Source organism: Flavobacterium sp. Arc3, assembly GCF_041431375.1.
Classification (GTDB): Bacteria; Bacteroidota; Bacteroidia; order Flavobacteriales; family Flavobacteriaceae; genus Flavobacterium.
The window spans coordinates 146,945-161,889 of record NZ_JASMRI010000011.1 but is presented as its reverse complement, the minus strand read 5'-3'; the positions used below and the strand labels follow the sequence as shown (position 1 = coordinate 161,889).

General features: G+C 35.0%; 14 protein-coding genes and 1 pseudogene. 13 read left to right on the top strand and 2 right to left on the bottom strand.

Annotated features, from left to right (window positions below; all coding sequences use genetic code 11):
- Positions 1 to 173 precede the first annotated feature (173 nt).
- Positions 174 to 416, top strand: a complete 243-nt coding sequence (locus QO200_RS10315) for a hypothetical protein (RefSeq protein WP_371539487.1) — start codon at positions 174 to 176, stop codon at positions 414 to 416.
- Between the two features lie 35 nt (positions 417 to 451).
- Here QO200_RS10315 and QO200_RS10310 read toward each other — a convergent pair whose 3' ends face one another.
- Positions 452 to 1,039: a riboflavin synthase gene (locus QO200_RS10310; protein ID WP_371539485.1), complete on the bottom strand. Its 588-nt coding sequence runs from the start codon at positions 1,037 to 1,039 to the stop codon at positions 452 to 454.
- 58 nt (positions 1,040 to 1,097) lie between these two features.
- On the opposite strand from QO200_RS10310, the gene pdxA reads away from it, so the two are divergent.
- The 6 genes from pdxA to accC all read left to right on the top strand — a co-directional run bounded on the left by pdxA (position 1,098) and on the right by accC (position 6,120).
- Entirely contained in the window at positions 1,098 to 2,147 is a 1,050-nt protein-coding gene (gene pdxA, locus QO200_RS10305; RefSeq protein WP_371539483.1) for a 4-hydroxythreonine-4-phosphate dehydrogenase PdxA, read from the top strand.
- Positions 2,148 to 2,231: 84 nt separating this feature from the next.
- Positions 2,232 to 2,804: a DUF177 domain-containing protein gene (locus QO200_RS10300; RefSeq protein ID WP_371539480.1), complete on the top strand. Its 573-nt coding sequence runs from the start codon at positions 2,232 to 2,234 to the stop codon at positions 2,802 to 2,804.
- 9 nt (positions 2,805 to 2,813) lie between these two features.
- Positions 2,814 to 3,008, top strand: a complete 195-nt coding sequence (rpmF, locus tag QO200_RS10295) for a 50S ribosomal protein L32 (protein ID WP_007137315.1) — start codon at positions 2,814 to 2,816, stop codon at positions 3,006 to 3,008.
- 176 nt (positions 3,009 to 3,184) lie between these two features.
- Positions 3,185 to 4,183, top strand: coding sequence for a beta-ketoacyl-ACP synthase III (locus QO200_RS10290; protein ID WP_371539476.1), 999 nt, complete (start codon positions 3,185 to 3,187; stop codon positions 4,181 to 4,183).
- A gap of 23 nt (positions 4,184 to 4,206) precedes the next feature.
- Complete coding sequence (gene accB / locus QO200_RS10285) at positions 4,207 to 4,683, top strand: acetyl-CoA carboxylase biotin carboxyl carrier protein (protein WP_371539474.1); 477 nt, start codon at positions 4,207 to 4,209, stop codon at positions 4,681 to 4,683.
- Positions 4,684 to 4,773: 90 nt separating this feature from the next.
- Positions 4,774 to 6,120: an acetyl-CoA carboxylase biotin carboxylase subunit gene (gene accC / locus QO200_RS10280; RefSeq protein ID WP_371539472.1), complete on the top strand. Its 1,347-nt coding sequence runs from the start codon at positions 4,774 to 4,776 to the stop codon at positions 6,118 to 6,120.
- Positions 6,121 to 6,416: 296 nt separating this feature from the next.
- On the opposite strand, the gene QO200_RS10275 is transcribed toward accC, so the two are convergent.
- Positions 6,417 to 8,318 (bottom strand): alpha/beta fold hydrolase, encoded by a 1,902-nt coding sequence (locus QO200_RS10275; protein ID WP_371539469.1) that lies wholly within the window; start codon positions 8,316 to 8,318, stop codon positions 6,417 to 6,419.
- A gap of 155 nt (positions 8,319 to 8,473) precedes the next feature.
- On the opposite strand from QO200_RS10275, the gene QO200_RS10270 reads away from it, so the two are divergent.
- The 6 genes and pseudogenes from QO200_RS10270 (at position 8,474) to QO200_RS10245 (ending at position 14,670) form a co-directional block, all read left to right on the top strand.
- On the top strand, positions 8,474 to 9,586 hold the full coding sequence (locus tag QO200_RS10270; RefSeq protein ID WP_371539467.1) for an NAD(P)/FAD-dependent oxidoreductase: 1,113 nt from the start codon (positions 8,474 to 8,476) through the stop codon (positions 9,584 to 9,586).
- A complete protein-coding gene (mtgA, locus tag QO200_RS10265; RefSeq protein ID WP_371539464.1) occupies positions 9,586 to 10,329 on the top strand; it encodes a monofunctional biosynthetic peptidoglycan transglycosylase in 744 nt (247 codons plus the stop codon). The genes QO200_RS10270 and mtgA overlap by 1 nt, the downstream gene beginning before the upstream one ends.
- On the top strand, positions 10,330 to 11,265 hold the full coding sequence (locus tag QO200_RS10260) for a lipid A deacylase LpxR family protein (protein ID WP_371539462.1): 936 nt from the start codon (positions 10,330 to 10,332) through the stop codon (positions 11,263 to 11,265).
- 30 nt (positions 11,266 to 11,295) lie between these two features.
- Positions 11,296 to 12,132, top strand: a complete 837-nt coding sequence (locus tag QO200_RS10255) for a helix-turn-helix domain-containing protein (protein ID WP_371539459.1) — start codon at positions 11,296 to 11,298, stop codon at positions 12,130 to 12,132.
- A 217-nt stretch (positions 12,133 to 12,349) separates the two neighbouring features.
- Positions 12,350 to 13,852, top strand: a pseudogene (locus QO200_RS10250) (aldehyde dehydrogenase family protein).
- 317 nt (positions 13,853 to 14,169) lie between these two features.
- Complete coding sequence (locus QO200_RS10245; protein WP_371539456.1) at positions 14,170 to 14,670, top strand: GreA/GreB family elongation factor; 501 nt, start codon at positions 14,170 to 14,172, stop codon at positions 14,668 to 14,670.
- The last annotated feature ends 275 nt before the right edge of the window (positions 14,671 to 14,945 follow it).

Sequence of the window (14,945 nt, the reverse complement as noted above, 5' to 3'; positions counted from 1 at the left end):
GAAGTCATATCTCAAAGTTAATTATGCAAAAATATTCATTTTTGCAAAACTTCTCCCCAGGTTTTGTTCCTGATCCGTTAAAATTCGTAGCTTTGTGTAGATGACCTTGGTTAAATGGCTAATTAGCTGAAATGATTTTTTTTTGTCGGTTAATTTGCTATTTTTGATTCCAAATGAAAGATTTACAAAATAAATATTATTTCTTCGTATTCTTCCTATTTGGGATGTTGCGTGCATTCGCTGATGGAGTAAGCCCGCCGCCGCCTGATGACCCGGTTGTTACTGCTGACGGGCTTCCTCCTCCTCCTCCTGGATTTGCTATTGATGAAAATATTTTCATGTTACTTAGTATTGCAATATTATTCGGAATTTATATTATTTACAAGAATAACTTAAAAACAAAAAGCTCAATTTAAATTATTGGGCTTTTTTTTTATAAGCCTTGACCGTTTTATTTGTTGCTGTATAGTTTAGAAACATATTTACCAATAACGTCAAATTCCAAATTTATTTTGGTGCCTACCTCAAAGGTGGAGAAGTTGGTGTGCTCATGTGTGTATGGGATGATGGCTACGCTAAATTCATTCTTTTTTGAGTCCACGACCGTTAGGCTTACGCCGTTTACGGTAATTGAGCCTTTTTCTATGGTGAGATTGTTTAGTGTTTCGTCATATTCAAAAGTATAAAGCCAGCTTCCACCAGTTTCTTTTGCAACAATACAGGTGCCGGTTTGGTCTACGTGTCCCTGGACCATATGGCCGTCCAATCGATCGCCTAGCTTCATGGCTCTTTCAAGATTGACGCTTTCGCCCACCTGCCAGCTTCCTAGATTTGTTTTTTTGATCGTTTCATCAATAGCTGTTACTGTGTAGGTAGTGTCTTTTAGAGAGACTACGGTTAGGCAGATTCCATTGTGAGCAACACTTTGATCAATTTGGAGTTCGGTAGTTATTGAAGAGTCCATTGTGATGTGAAGGTTGTCTTTCTCTTTTCGTATTTCCTTGATAGTGCCAAGGGTTTCTATGATTCCTGTAAACATTTCTTATTTTATTTTACTAAATTTGCACTTCAAAATTAGCAATAAATAACTTGTGGTCATGATGAAAAAAGCAGAAAATATTATCGTAGGAATTTCAATAGGAGATTTAAACGGTATTGGAAGCGAAGTGGTACTGAAAACTTTCGAGGATTCACGGATGTTAGAGCTTTGTACGCCTGTCATTTTTGCCAATGTGAAAATAATGTCATTTATAAAAAAGAATTTAGATTCGACGGTTGCTTTGCACGGTATTGATAAACTAGATCAAATTGTACTTGGAAAGATTAATGTTTTGAACCTTTGGCGAGAAGGAGTAGATTTGAATCTTGGGGTTAATGATGATAAAGTGGGTGAATATGCTGTGAAATCATTTGTTGCGGCTACAAATGCTTTAAAAGAAGGGTTGGTAGATGTTTTAGTGACCGCGCCCATAAATAAATACAATATTCAGTCAGACGATTTTAAATTCCCAGGTCATACCGATTATTTAAATCAGGAACTAGAAGGAAATGCGTTGATGTTAATGGTTCAGGGTAATTTAAGAGTTGGTTTGCTGACGGATCATATTCCGGTAAGTGAAGTCGCGTCGAGACTTACAGAAGAACTGATTAAAGAAAAAATTGAAACAATAAGAAAGTCTTTGATCCAGGATTTTAGTATCAATAAGCCTAAGATTGCAGTTTTAGGATTGAATCCGCATTGTGGTGATGGCGGAGTGATAGGTAAAGAAGATGATGCGGTGTTAAGACCAACGTTAAAAAAAATATTCGAAAAAGGAACATTAGTTTTTGGTCCATTTGCAGCAGATGGCTTTTTTGGAAGTGGACAATATGAGAAATATGATGCGGTAATTGCTGCTTATCATGATCAAGGTTTGATCCCTTTTAAAACATTGTCGTTTGGTAGAGGAGTTAATTATACAGCGGGTTTGAATAAGATTAGAACTTCTCCGGATCATGGTACCGCTTATGATATTGCTGGAAAAGGGATTGCGGATTATAACTCTTTTAAGGAAGCGGTTTATCTTGCTTTAGATATTTATCGTTCCAGAATACAGTATGAAGAAATCAGTCAAAAACCATTAAAGATCAGAGAAAAACAACACTAAATAAAAAAAGATAAATAAGGTTATTAGTTTTGTAATAATTTTATATCTTTGCACTCCCGAAGTTTGGGGCAAAATTTTGTTGAAATGAATAAGACTAAACAATATTTAATTCCTTTTGTGGGATTAAAGCTAGGAAAACATCATTTTGAATATCAAATAAGTAATGCGTTCTTTGAAATCTTTGATTATGATGAATTTGAAAATTCAGACATCAAAGTAAATGTAGTTTTAGAGAAGAAAAGCACGATGCTGGAATTGATTTTCAAGCACGAAGGAACAGTAAATGTCCCTTGTGATTTAACGAGTGAAGATTTTGATTTGCCAATAGAAGGACAAATGAAATTGATAGTTCGTTTTGGTGACGTATATAACAATGATAATGAGGAATTACTGATTCTACCTTTTGGAGAATTTGAAATAGACGTTGCTCAGTATGTATATGAAATGATTGCGCTTTCTGTGCCTCTAAGGCGGGTTCATCCAGGTGTGCAAGACGGAAGTTTAAAAACGGAGGCTCTTGAAAGACTTAAGGAATTAGTTCTGGAAGAACATAGGGAAGAGAATGATGAAGAGGTTGACGAAGATAAAATACAAGATAAAGAAGAGAATATTGACCCACGTTGGGACAAGTTAAAGCAACTATTAACGGATAAATAATATAGTAAAATGGCACATCCTAAGAGAAAAATCTCCAAAACAAGAAGAGATAAGAGAAGAACACATTATAAAGCTACTGTAGCACAAATCGCTACCTGCCCAATTACGGGTGAAGCACATTTATACCACAGAGCCTACTGGCATGAAGGGAAAATGTATTACAGAGGGCAAGTTGTTATAGATAAGTCTGTAGCTGTTGCTTAATGCATTTTTTTTGTAAATGATAATGGAACTCTCACATCGTGAGAGTTTTTTTGTTGTTTTTAATTTTCATTAAATAAGAAGTTCTAAATCAAGAGGTTTAGATATTTTTTTGTAATTTTCAACTCTTTTAATCGTTTTTTCAAATGTCATTATTTGGAGAAAAATATTCAAATACCATGAATACAATTACAGCCGCAATAACCGCTGTTGGAGCCTATGTGCCTGACTTTGTACTTTCAAACAAAATTCTGGAAACGATGGTCGATACAAATGACGAGTGGATCACTTCTCGAACAGGAATTAAAGAAAGAAGAATTCTTAAAGACGCAGACAAAGGAACGTCGTATTTAGCCATAAAAGCAGCACAAGATTTAATTGCTAAGGCAAATATAGATCCTTTAGAAATAGACTTATTGATTATGGCAACTGCCACGCCTGATATGCCAGTGGCATCTACAGGAGCATATGTTGCAACTGCAATTGGTGCTACAAACGCTTTTGGTTTTGATTTACAGGCAGCTTGCTCCAGTTTTTTATACGGAATGTCTGTTGCCTCAGCATATATTCAATCAGGAAAGTATAAAAAAGTACTACTAATCGGTGCTGATAAAATGTCTTCTATTGTAGACTATACAGACCGATCTACTTGTATAATTTTTGGTGACGGTGCAGGTGCTGTATTGTTTGAACCAAACAATGAAGGATTGGGATTACAGGATGAGTATTTAAGAAGTGACGGTGTAGGTCGTGATTTTTTAAAAATTGATGCTGGAGGATCTTTACATCCTACTTCTTTTAAAACAATAGAAGAGAATAGACACAATATTATTCAAGACGGGAAAACTGTTTTTAAATATGCGGTTACTAACATGGCAGACGCTAGTGAATTAATTTTGAAAAGAAATAATTTAACTAATGAAGATGTTGACTGGTTAGTGCCACATCAAGCTAATAAAAGAATTATTGACGCTACTGCAAGTAGAATGAACTTAGAAGACTCTAAGGTATTGATGAATATTGAAAGATATGGCAATACTACTTCAGCTACATTGCCTTTAGTGCTAAGTGATTTTGAAGATAAATTCAAAAAAGGAGATACAGTGATTTTTGCTGCCTTTGGCGGAGGATTCACTTGGGGGTCTGTTTATTTAAAATGGGCATACGACAAAAAATAAATTTAAACTAAAAACAAATAATTATGGATTTAAAAGAAATTCAGAACCTAATCAAATTTGTAGCAAATTCGGGAGTTGCAGAAGTTAAATTGGAAATGGATGATGTAAAAATCACCATTAGAACAACTCTAGAAGGTAATACTACAGAGACTACGTATGTACAACAACTACCAGCTCAAAACACATTACAACAAGCTTTAGCTCCACAGCCAGTAGCTCCAGTAGCACCAGTAGCTACTCCGGCTGCTGAAGATTCAAAATTTATAGTTGTTAAATCACCTATCATTGGTACTTTTTATAGAAAACCATCTCCAGACAAAGCTATGTTTGTAGAAGTTGGAACAACTATTGGTAAAGGAGACGTTTTATGCGTAATTGAAGCAATGAAATTATTTAACGAAATCGAATCTGAAGTTTCTGGTAAAATTGTAAAAATATTGGTTGACGACATGTCACCGGTAGAATTTGACCAACCTTTATTCTTAGTAGATCCATCTTAATTAATTTTAAATTATATATTTCGAGCTAACAAATTTGTTGTTTTGAAATAATTTAAAATTTAAAATTCATAATTTAAAATTTAAAACAAGATGTTTAAAAAAATATTAATTGCCAATAGAGGAGAGATTGCACTGCGTGTGATTAGAACTTGTAAAGAAATGGGCATTAAAACTGTAGCGGTTTATTCTACTGCAGATGCAGAAAGTTTGCATGTTAGATTTGCAGATGAAGCTGTTTGTATAGGACCGCCTCCAAGCAATTTGTCCTATTTGAAAATGTCAAATATTATTGCTGCTGCAGAAATTACAAATGCTGATGCAATACATCCAGGTTATGGATTCTTATCTGAGAATTCGAAATTTTCTAAAATTTGTCAAGAACACGGAATTAAATTCATTGGTGCTTCTCCAGAAATGATTGACAGAATGGGAGATAAAGCTTCAGCTAAGTCTACTATGATTGAAGCTGGTGTGCCATGTGTACCAGGATCTGTTGGTATTTTAGAATCTTACGAACAAGCATTAGAACTTTCTAAAGAATTCGGTTTTCCAGTTATGTTAAAAGCTACTGCTGGTGGTGGTGGAAAAGGAATGCGTGCCGTTTGGAAAGAAGAAGACTTATTAAAAGCATGGGAGAGTGCTCGTCAAGAGTCTGCTGCTGCTTTTGGTAATGATGGAATGTATCTTGAAAAGTTAATTGAAGAGCCTCGCCATATCGAAATCCAAGTTATTGGTGATTCATACGGAAAAGCTTGTCACCTTTCAGAAAGAGATTGTTCAGTACAAAGACGTCATCAAAAATTAACGGAAGAAACTCCTTCTCCTTTCATGACAGACGAATTACGTCAGCAGATGGGTGATGCTGCAGTTAAAGCCGCTGAATACATTAAGTATGAAGGTGCTGGAACAGTTGAATTCTTAGTTGATAAACACCGCAATTTCTATTTCATGGAAATGAATACGCGTATTCAGGTGGAGCATCCTATTACAGAACAAGTAATTGATTATGATTTAATTCGTGAACAAATATTAGTTGCTGCTGGTGTGCCTATTTCGGGTAAAAATTATTTACCAGAACTACATGCAATAGAATGCCGTATAAATGCTGAAGATCCTTACAATGATTTTAGACCGTCTCCAGGAAAAATTACTACACTTCATATGCCAGGAGGACACGGTGTTCGATTAGATACACATGTATATTCAGGTTATACAATTCCACCAAATTATGATTCAATGATTGCAAAACTTATAACTACTGCCCAATCTCGCGAGGAAGCAATTAGTAAAATGAGAAGAGCTTTGGATGAATTTGTAATTGAAGGAATTAAAACAACAATACCTTTTCATAGACAATTAATGGATGATCCGCGTTACATCTCAGGCGATTACACAACCGCTTTCATGGATACGTTTAAAATGATTGCTCCAGAATAATTGATTACAATATTTTTAAAAAGCCGTACATTGCTGTACGGCTTTTTTTATGGTCAATTTTTAATGAAATGGGTAAAAAGTATACATTTTACTTTTAAAGGAAACACTTTGTTTCTGATTTTCACGACATACTATTTTTTTAGTGATGTGTAAACAACATTTTTAGAATATAAAAGTCCATTCCACACTACTAACTAATGCCGTTAGGGCAAAGTGGCTAATAAATACTTTTACAGGAATAGTATAGTTCTTATTTCCCATAGGAGTAGGTTAGGGTGGAATGAATTGTATTTTAGTTACAAAGTTTCCTTAAGCCATTTGAAGAATTCTTTTTGCCAAACTTGAGCGTTTTGCGGTTTTAAAACCCAATGGTTCTCTTCTGGGAAATACAAAAATCTACTTTTTATACCACGCAATTGTGCAGCTTGAAACGCTTCTTGACCTTGTCCTATTGGAACTCTAAAATCTTTTCCTCCTTGGATAATTAAAATTGGAGTATTCCATTTTTCTACTAAATTAATAGGGTTGAAGGTGGTGTAGGTTTTTTGAGCTGTAGCATTGTCTTTCTCCCAATAAGGTCCACCGAAATCCCAGTTGCTAAAGAAAACTTCTTCGGTTGTGCCAAACATGCTTTGCGTGTTGAAAACACCATCATGAGCGATAAAAGTTTTAAATCTGTTATTGTGTATTCCGGCTAAGTAAAATGCCGAATAGCCACCATAACTTGCTCCAACGCAACCTAAACGAGTTTTGTCCACATAACTTTCTTTAGATACATCATCAATAGCTGAAAGGTAATCGTCCATTACTTGTCCGCCCCAGTCTTTACTGATTTGCTCATTCCATTCTACTCCGTGTCCTGGCATTCCGCGACGATTAGGTGCTACAACTATATAACCATTAGCAGCCATCAACTGAAAATTCCAACGGAAAGAATAGAATTGTGTCAATGCGCTTTGTGGTCCTCCTTGGCAATATAAAAGTGTAGGATACTTTTTTGTAGCATCAAAATTGGGAGGTAGAATTACCCATACTAACATTTTCTTACCGTCAGTTGTGGTAACATATCTTCTTTCGGTCTTGCTTAGCGCCAATGAATCGTAGGTAGCTGTATTTACATTGGTGATTTGTTTCCAATTGTTTTTCTTTAAATCGAAAGAAAAAATCTCCGAAGCATGGTTCATATCTGCTCTGGTAACAATAATGTTGTTGCCCGAAAATCCAATTAGGTCATTTACATCGAAATCTCCATTGGTAATCTGTTGCACGCGAACTGCAATTTTTGTCATACCTGGAAAATTCACTTCAAAAAGTTGTTTTGTACCATCAATAGCAGCTGTAAAATAGACTTTTTTTCCATCTTTGCTCCAAAGAAAGCTGTCAACAGTACCGTCCCAATTAGCGGTAAGGTTCATTTTGATGCCTTTAAAATCAACGATGATATCGTTTTTATCGGCTTCATACCCTTCGCGTTTCATCTGTAACCACGTCAGGTCGCCAGACGGAGAAAATTGCGGAGCTACATCATAACCAGGATTGTCTTCAGTTCTATTTGTAGTCAAGCCAGTTTCTAAGCTATATTCAAAAATATTGGTGTTGGTTGAAATGGCATACTGAGTTCCTGCTTTTTTCTTACTTACATAAAGAATTTTTTTACTGTCTGGAGACCAGATGTAATCTTCATCTCCACCGAAAGGCTTTTGCGGACTGTCAAAATTTTCTTTACCCATGATATCAGTTCCCACTGCACCTTCAGTAGTTTCTTTGTAAAGGACATGGTTGAATTTTCCTTCGTTCCAAGTATCCCAATGGCGGTAGTCTAAACCGTCGTAGATTTGTACTTCAGATTTTTCCAGGTCAGGATAGAAATCTTTTCCAAGAACATTACTGATTTTCACCTCTTCATTATAGACAAGATACTTTCCGTCAGGCGAAATGTTTTTGTCTTTTACTAGATCCTTTGTCTCGGTAACTTCGGTTGGGGTCCCTCCGTTTACAGGAATGGTATAGAATTTTGAATTGGATTTATTCTCTTCGATAGAAGGTGTAGTTACTTTGTAAACTACATTTTTAGCATCCTTAGAGATGCCTAGGGAACTCACTCTTCCCAATTTCCACAGGGTTTCTGGTGACATTACGTTTTGGGCCATCGCGCTTAAACTCATCATTGTTAGGGTTGTAAGAAGTATTTTTTTCATAAAAAGAAAGGTATTTTTTAAGGTTCTAAATTACGATAATAATCTAAAAATACTCAGAGGATTATGTTAACTCTTTTTAATAATCATTACAGTAAAAAAGGGTGTTTCATGCCTGTTTACTAGCTAAAAATATTATTTTTATAAAAATTTTTCAGATGCAATTAAGTTATTGGGAATTAAAAAACTGGTTTACAAAGGTAGATTATACGGTTGTAGGTAGCGGAATTGTTGGGCTACATGCTGCTTTGCGCCTGCGCGAAAAATACCCGGATAGTAAAATACTAGTACTGGAAAAAGGTATGCTGCCTCATGGAGCAAGCACTAAGAATGCTGGCTTTGCCTGTTTTGGAAGTATTTCTGAAATTATAGATGACTTAAAATCTCATTCGGAAGAGGAAGTTTTCCAGCTGATTACAAAGCGTTGGGAAGGACTGCGGTTATTACGTAAGCGTCTTGGCGATGAGGCGATTGATTTTAAACCTTATGGCGGCTATGAGTTGTTTTTAACAGAAGATGAAAGTTGCTATAATGAGTGTGTAAATAAATTACCATTCATAAATGAGATTCTAAAGCCTCTTTTTAGATCGGATGTGTTTACTAAAGAAATAGACCGTTTTGGTTTCAATGGTATTCGGGAACATTTAGTTTTTAATCCGTTTGAAGCTCAAATTGATACGGGAAATATGATGCAAGAGTTACTAAAGCAAGCGGTATCAAATAATATATTAATTTTAAATCAGCAAACGGTTACTTCCTTTTTAGATAAAGGAACCGATGTTGAAGTGGTATTGGATGATTTTAGTTTTAGGTCAAAGAAAGTACTTTTTGCAACAAATGGTTTTGCAAATGAATTGACTGGAGCTGCGGTTAAACCAGCCAGAGCACAGGTGTTAATTACGGAGCCAATTGAAAATTTAGATATCAAAGGTACTTTTCATTTGGATCGTGGCTATTATTATTTTAGAAACATTGGAGACCGAATATTATTAGGTGGTGGTCGAAATTTAGATTTTGATACCGAAAATACAACTGAGTTCGCACAAACAGAAATTGTGCAAAATAAGTTGAAGCAGTTATTAAAAGAAGTAATTTTGCCCAATCAAAAATTTGAGATTGCCCATAGTTGGAGTGGAATCATGGGTATTGGCAATAGCAAGAATCCTATAGTTTCGCAATTATCAGAAAACGTCTATTGTGGCGTGAGACTTGGCGGAATGGGAGTAGCAATAGGAAGTTTAGTAGGAACAGAATTAGCAGATTTAGTATAATGGCAACAAAAATAACACCAAAGAAACCAGTTAAGAAACCAGTAAAAAAAGAATCCAGTAGTTTTATGAGTATACTCAGTCGTTTTTTGTTTAAAGTTGCATTGTGGTTCTTCGGAATCTCTTTGTTTTTTGTGGTGCTATATAAATTTGTTCCGGTTCCGTTTACACCTTTAATGGCTATTCGGGGTATTGAAAATAGCGCAGACAAGAAAGAAAATTCATTCAGTCACGATTGGGAACCTATCGAGAATATTTCGGTTAACTTACAGAAAGCCGTAATTGCAAGTGAAGATGGAAGTTTTCTTACTCATAACGGATTTGATTTCAAAGCAATGCAAAAAGCATATAAAGGCAATGAACGAGGACGAAAAATAAAAGGAGGAAGTACCATATCGCAACAAACAGCCAAAAACGTATTTCTTTGGCAAGGACGCAGTTACTTGAGGAAAGGACTCGAAGCGTATTTTACCGTTTTGATTGAGTTAATTTGGGGTAAAGAACGCATTATGGAAGTGTATTTAAATAGCATCGAAATGGGGAATGGAGTCTATGGTGCTCAAGCCGCGGCAGAGCATTGGTATAGAAAAGATGCTAAAGATCTAACTCCTATTCAAGCCGCAGGAATAGCCGCGATTTTGCCAAATCCCAGAAAATTTACAGCGACTAGTTCCTCGTCATATATCAATAATAGAAAGACGAAAATTATGCGAGTGATGCGAACTGTAGGGAAAATCAAATACTAGGTGCGTTTTAAAAAACTTTATATTGTCTTCCTTTTCCTCTTTGCTGTTCAAGTATGGGGTCAAAATAACGGTGCTGAAATCGGAATCATAACTGATAATGATTTGTACACTTCGTCTAAAAACGATATGTATTACACTAACGGATTAGAAATTTTTTATCGTTATGTGACTAAAAATGACAATCCCAAAATTTATAAAAAAACAACTGAATCTAGATTAGGACAGTGCATTTACACGCCACGATTTCTAAATACTCCCTCCAAAGAAATTATGGATCGTCCATATGCAGGTTATTTATTTGGGGAGTTAGGGAGAAGTTTTTTTTATAAAAATGAATCGGTCTTAAAAACTGATCTGCAGTTGGGCTTTGTGGGGCCAAATGCCTTTGGGAGAGAGACCCAGAGAAGTTTTCATAAATTAGTAGGGTACAAAGAAGTTCGTGGTTGGGAGTACCAAATTCAGAATGCGCTTGCGGTACAAACTCATTTTTTGTTTTCACAAAAGCTATTTACAAATGTACAAAGTGACTTTGTCGACTTTCATTTTCGTTCAGAAGCAAATCTAGGGACGGTTTTGACCGGGTTGTCCACTGGTTTTATGGCTAGAATAGGTTTTAAAAAATTAGCTCCCGTTTATAATTCTAATCTATATGGTGGTGCTTTAGGTAGTAATGAAAGCGAATTTTACTTTTATATCTCGCCAAGCATTAATTATCAATTGTATGATGCTACAATTCAGGGTAGTCTTTTTAATAACAATAGTCCAGTAACATTTAGTTTAGTTCCTTTTCGTTTCAATAGCGAAGCAGGTTTTAAATATAGAAAAAACAACCTTAATCTTTCCTATATTTTCATGTATCGAGGAAGGGAATTATACAGCAAAACTAACACTGGGTATTTCTATGGATCGATAGGATTTTCTTATTTACTGAAATAATTTTAGATATTAATAAAAAAAAAAGAGTCGATGCCAATAGAAAATATACCGGAAATTTATATTAAAGAGAAGGAAGTTAATGAAGGTTTGTTGGTATATGATTTTAAAATGACTAATGATGTTGTAAAAAGCAAGGTTAATTTGAGTATGAATATGTTTAGCTTTTTGCAGGTGGGTAAAAAGCAGGTTCATTTTGCAGATACTTCAATCGCTGTCAATAGTAAGCAATCGTTACTTCTTAAAAAAGGGAATTGGCTTTGGACAGAGTTACTCGAAACTGAGGCGATTTATTATTGTAAGCTCTTCTTTTTTTCTGAAGAGAAACTTATTGAATTTTTAAAAAAGCATACAAAAAATGTACAGCCTTATACAAATGGAGTGGCTTATTTCGTCATCGAAAATGACGATTATATAGTCGCGTTCTTAAATTCGTTGTCAATTTTAAATTCAGATACTTCTAATTATAGCGCCAATCTGCTGAAGATAAAATTTGAAGAAATTATGCTATATCTTTTGGCTAAATACGAGCAAGCATTTGAGTTTTATCTACATTCGTTAATTTCCAAAGAAGTTTCACCCTTTAAAAATGTGGTCGAAAGTAATGTTCATTCGAACTTAAAACTGGAAGAAATTGCTTTTTTGTGCAATATGAGTTTGTCTACTTTTAAGCGTCATTTTATGTTAGAATACAATGAAGCTCCAGGTAAATGGTTGCAAGATAAACGCTTGCAAAGAGCAAAAGATATTCTTCAAGAAGGTCAACTAAAACCGTCGGATATTTATTTAGATATGGGTTATAACAATCTCTCTAACTTCAGTATAGCCTTTAAAAACAAATTTGGAATAAGTCCAAAGGAAATCCATTAAAAACCGACTAAAGAAACCTAACTAATTGATGTATATGCAATTAATAGGTTTATAGGTTTGTTTTTATTGTTAACCCTTCAATAATGAACTTTTTTCATAAGTTTTTGACCCGTATCAATAAGTGGATAGGCTAACTCTCGCCATACATTTGTAGTGTAATTAAAACATAGTGTTTTTGAAAAATAATTATATCTATATAATCTAAAAAATATAATAAATGGCAAATGTAACTAAACCCGTTTTCAAAGAAAGATACGATAATTTTATTGATGGTAAATTTGTTGCTCCGGTTAACGGACAATATTTTGACAATCCTTCACCAGTTGATGGAAAAGTATTTACTCAAGCTGCTCGTTCTACTCAAGAAGATATTGATCTTGCTTTGGATGCAGCACATAAAGCGTTCCCATCTTGGAGTACAACTTCAGTAACAGAACGTAGCAATATGTTGTTAAAGATTGCTCAAGTAATGGAAGACAACTTAGAGTACTTGGCAACTTTAGAAACTATTGATAATGGAAAGCCAATCCGTGAATCTCGCGCAGCAGATATCCCTTATTGTGTTGATCACTTCCGTTATTTTGCGGGTGTTATCCGTGCAGATGAAGGAAGTGTCTCTGAACATGACAAGAATACATTAAGTATCGTTTTGCACGAACCTATTGGAGTCGTAGGAGAAATAATTCCTTGGAATTTCCCGATGTTGATGTTAGCTTGGAAAATTGCGCCAGCTTTAGCGGCAGGTTGTACTGCAGTTGTTAAACCAGCAGAACAAACTCCAACAAGTGTAATAATGTTGATGGAATTGATAGGTGATATTTTACCTGCAGGAGTACTGAACATCGTAACTGGTTTTGGTGCAGAAGCTGGACAGGCTTTAGCTACTTCAAACCGTATCGCTAAACTTTCATTCACTGGTTCTACCGAAACTGGTCGTAAAGTGTACCACAACGCAGCAGAAAATATTATTCCTGTAACTATGGAATTAGGTGGAAAATCTCCAAATATTTTCTTCCCATCAGTGGCCGCTCAAGATGATAAATTCTTTAGCTAAGCAATAGAAGGTGCGTTAATGTTTGCACTTAATCAAGGTGAAATTTGTACGACTCCTTCGCGTATTTTAATTCATGAAGATATTGCTGATCTTTTCATCGAAAGAATGCAAGAACGATTGAAGTTAATCAAAAAAGGTAATCCGCTTGATCCAGAAACAATGATTGGTTCTCAGGTTTCTAAGGCACAATGCGAAAAAATAGTTAATTATATCAATATTGGTAAAGAAGAAGGTGCTACTGTATTAGCTGGTGGAGAAGCTGGTAACTACGAAGGAGATCTTTCTGGAGGTTACTATGTTCAACCAACAGTATTGAAAGGGACAAACAATATGCGAGTATTCCAAGAAGAGATTTTTGGACCGGTTGTAGCCTTAACAACATTTAGTTCTACTGAAGAAGCTATTGCTATCGCAAATGATACGCCTTACGGTTTAGGCGCGGGTGTTTGGTCTCGTGATGCTCACGAATTATTCCAAGTTCCACGTGCTATTCAAGCAGGTAGAGTTTGGGTAAATCAATATAATACTTATCCTGCTCACGCTCCTTTTGGAGGGGTTAAAGAATCAGGATTTGGTCGTGAAAACCATAAAATGGCATTAGATCATTATCGTGTTGTAAAAAACATGTTGATCTCTTACGATAAAGAACCAGTTGGATTCTTTTAATCGAAGCCTATAAACAAATTGAAAACCCCGGCATTGTTGGGGTTTTCTTGTTTTTATTCTAAACGGTTAATTACTTTTTAAATGAGGTTTTTGCATATATTAAAGAAATTTTAGGATACAAAAAATCGATTTTATGTATCTTAGTAATAAGATAGGTACAGTTCAAGTAAATTTAAAATACCAATTAGAACTTGTGTTTATTAAAGGTGATAAATAAATAAAACAGACGGTTTTTCTTTTAAAGTAAGATGCTTATTGAAGCACTCTATTTTACAAAATTAAAATGATAGAAAAATTGTTGTTAAACGAAATAAATCATGAGCAGAGGATTTGTAAAAGAAGATGATCAGGAAGAAATTCCTATTGTACCACCAAGAGCAGATTTACCAGACGGAGTGGTGAATTATGTAACCCAGATTGGTATGGCCGAACTTTTGAATGAAAAACAAACGATGACTAATGAAATCGAGAATCTTAAAAGTACAAGTGAAAATGAAAGGCGAATTGCTGTAAATCATATTAATGCAAAACTGCAATTGCTGAATCACCGCATTACTACTGCTAAAATAGTAGGTCTTGATAAGCAGGCACATGATGAGGTGCGTTTTGGTGCAACGGTAAGCATGAAAATTAAGGGTAATACAAAACTACAACAGTACCAAATAGTAGGTGTAGATGAAGCTGATATCTCAAAAGGAAAAATTTCCTTCATTTCTCCAATCGCTAGAATACTGATTAATAAAAAAGTGGGAGAAATAGCCATACTAAAATTAGCGCAAGAAAATCGAGAGTTTGAAATTATTGCAATAAATTATTAAAACAGAATACTAAAATGGGGAAGATTAGTTCCATCTAAAAATAAAAAACTCAAGCCATCTGACTTGAGTTTTAAATTGTGGAGAATACGAGATTCGAACCGGTCCTCTTCCCGAAAGCCTTCGGGACACTCTAGTTATCTGATTTTTGAGCTATTAAAAATTCGATGTATTTTCTGCTCTTCTTTTTTTTTGATTTCTATTTCTCTTTTTACAGCCAATGACCTAGAATCAAAAGTTTCAAAATATACGATGATCCAGTCTTTGGCAGTTTTGGT

Coding starts and splice junctions, on each gene's coding strand:
- QO200_RS10315 (WP_371539487.1), top strand. CDS start 174: ATGAAAGATTTACAAAATAAATATTATTTCTTCGTATTCTTCCTATTT.
- QO200_RS10310 (WP_371539485.1), bottom strand. CDS start 1,039: ATGTTTACAGGAATCATAGAAACCCTTGGCACTATCAAGGAAATACGA.
- rpmF (WP_007137315.1), top strand. CDS start 2,814: ATGGCACATCCTAAGAGAAAAATCTCCAAAACAAGAAGAGATAAGAGA.
- QO200_RS10290 (WP_371539476.1), top strand. CDS start 3,185: ATGAATACAATTACAGCCGCAATAACCGCTGTTGGAGCCTATGTGCCT.
- accB (WP_371539474.1), top strand. CDS start 4,207: ATGGATTTAAAAGAAATTCAGAACCTAATCAAATTTGTAGCAAATTCG.
- QO200_RS10275 (WP_371539469.1), bottom strand. CDS start 8,318: ATGAAAAAAATACTTCTTACAACCCTAACAATGATGAGTTTAAGCGCG.
- QO200_RS10255 (WP_371539459.1), top strand. CDS start 11,296: ATGCCAATAGAAAATATACCGGAAATTTATATTAAAGAGAAGGAAGTT.
- accC (WP_371539472.1), top strand. CDS start 4,774: ATGTTTAAAAAAATATTAATTGCCAATAGAGGAGAGATTGCACTGCGT.
- mtgA (WP_371539464.1), top strand. CDS start 9,586: ATGGCAACAAAAATAACACCAAAGAAACCAGTTAAGAAACCAGTAAAA.
- QO200_RS10245 (WP_371539456.1), top strand. CDS start 14,170: ATGAGCAGAGGATTTGTAAAAGAAGATGATCAGGAAGAAATTCCTATT.
- QO200_RS10300 (WP_371539480.1), top strand. CDS start 2,232: ATGAATAAGACTAAACAATATTTAATTCCTTTTGTGGGATTAAAGCTA.
- pdxA (WP_371539483.1), top strand. CDS start 1,098: ATGATGAAAAAAGCAGAAAATATTATCGTAGGAATTTCAATAGGAGAT.
- QO200_RS10270 (WP_371539467.1), top strand. CDS start 8,474: ATGCAATTAAGTTATTGGGAATTAAAAAACTGGTTTACAAAGGTAGAT.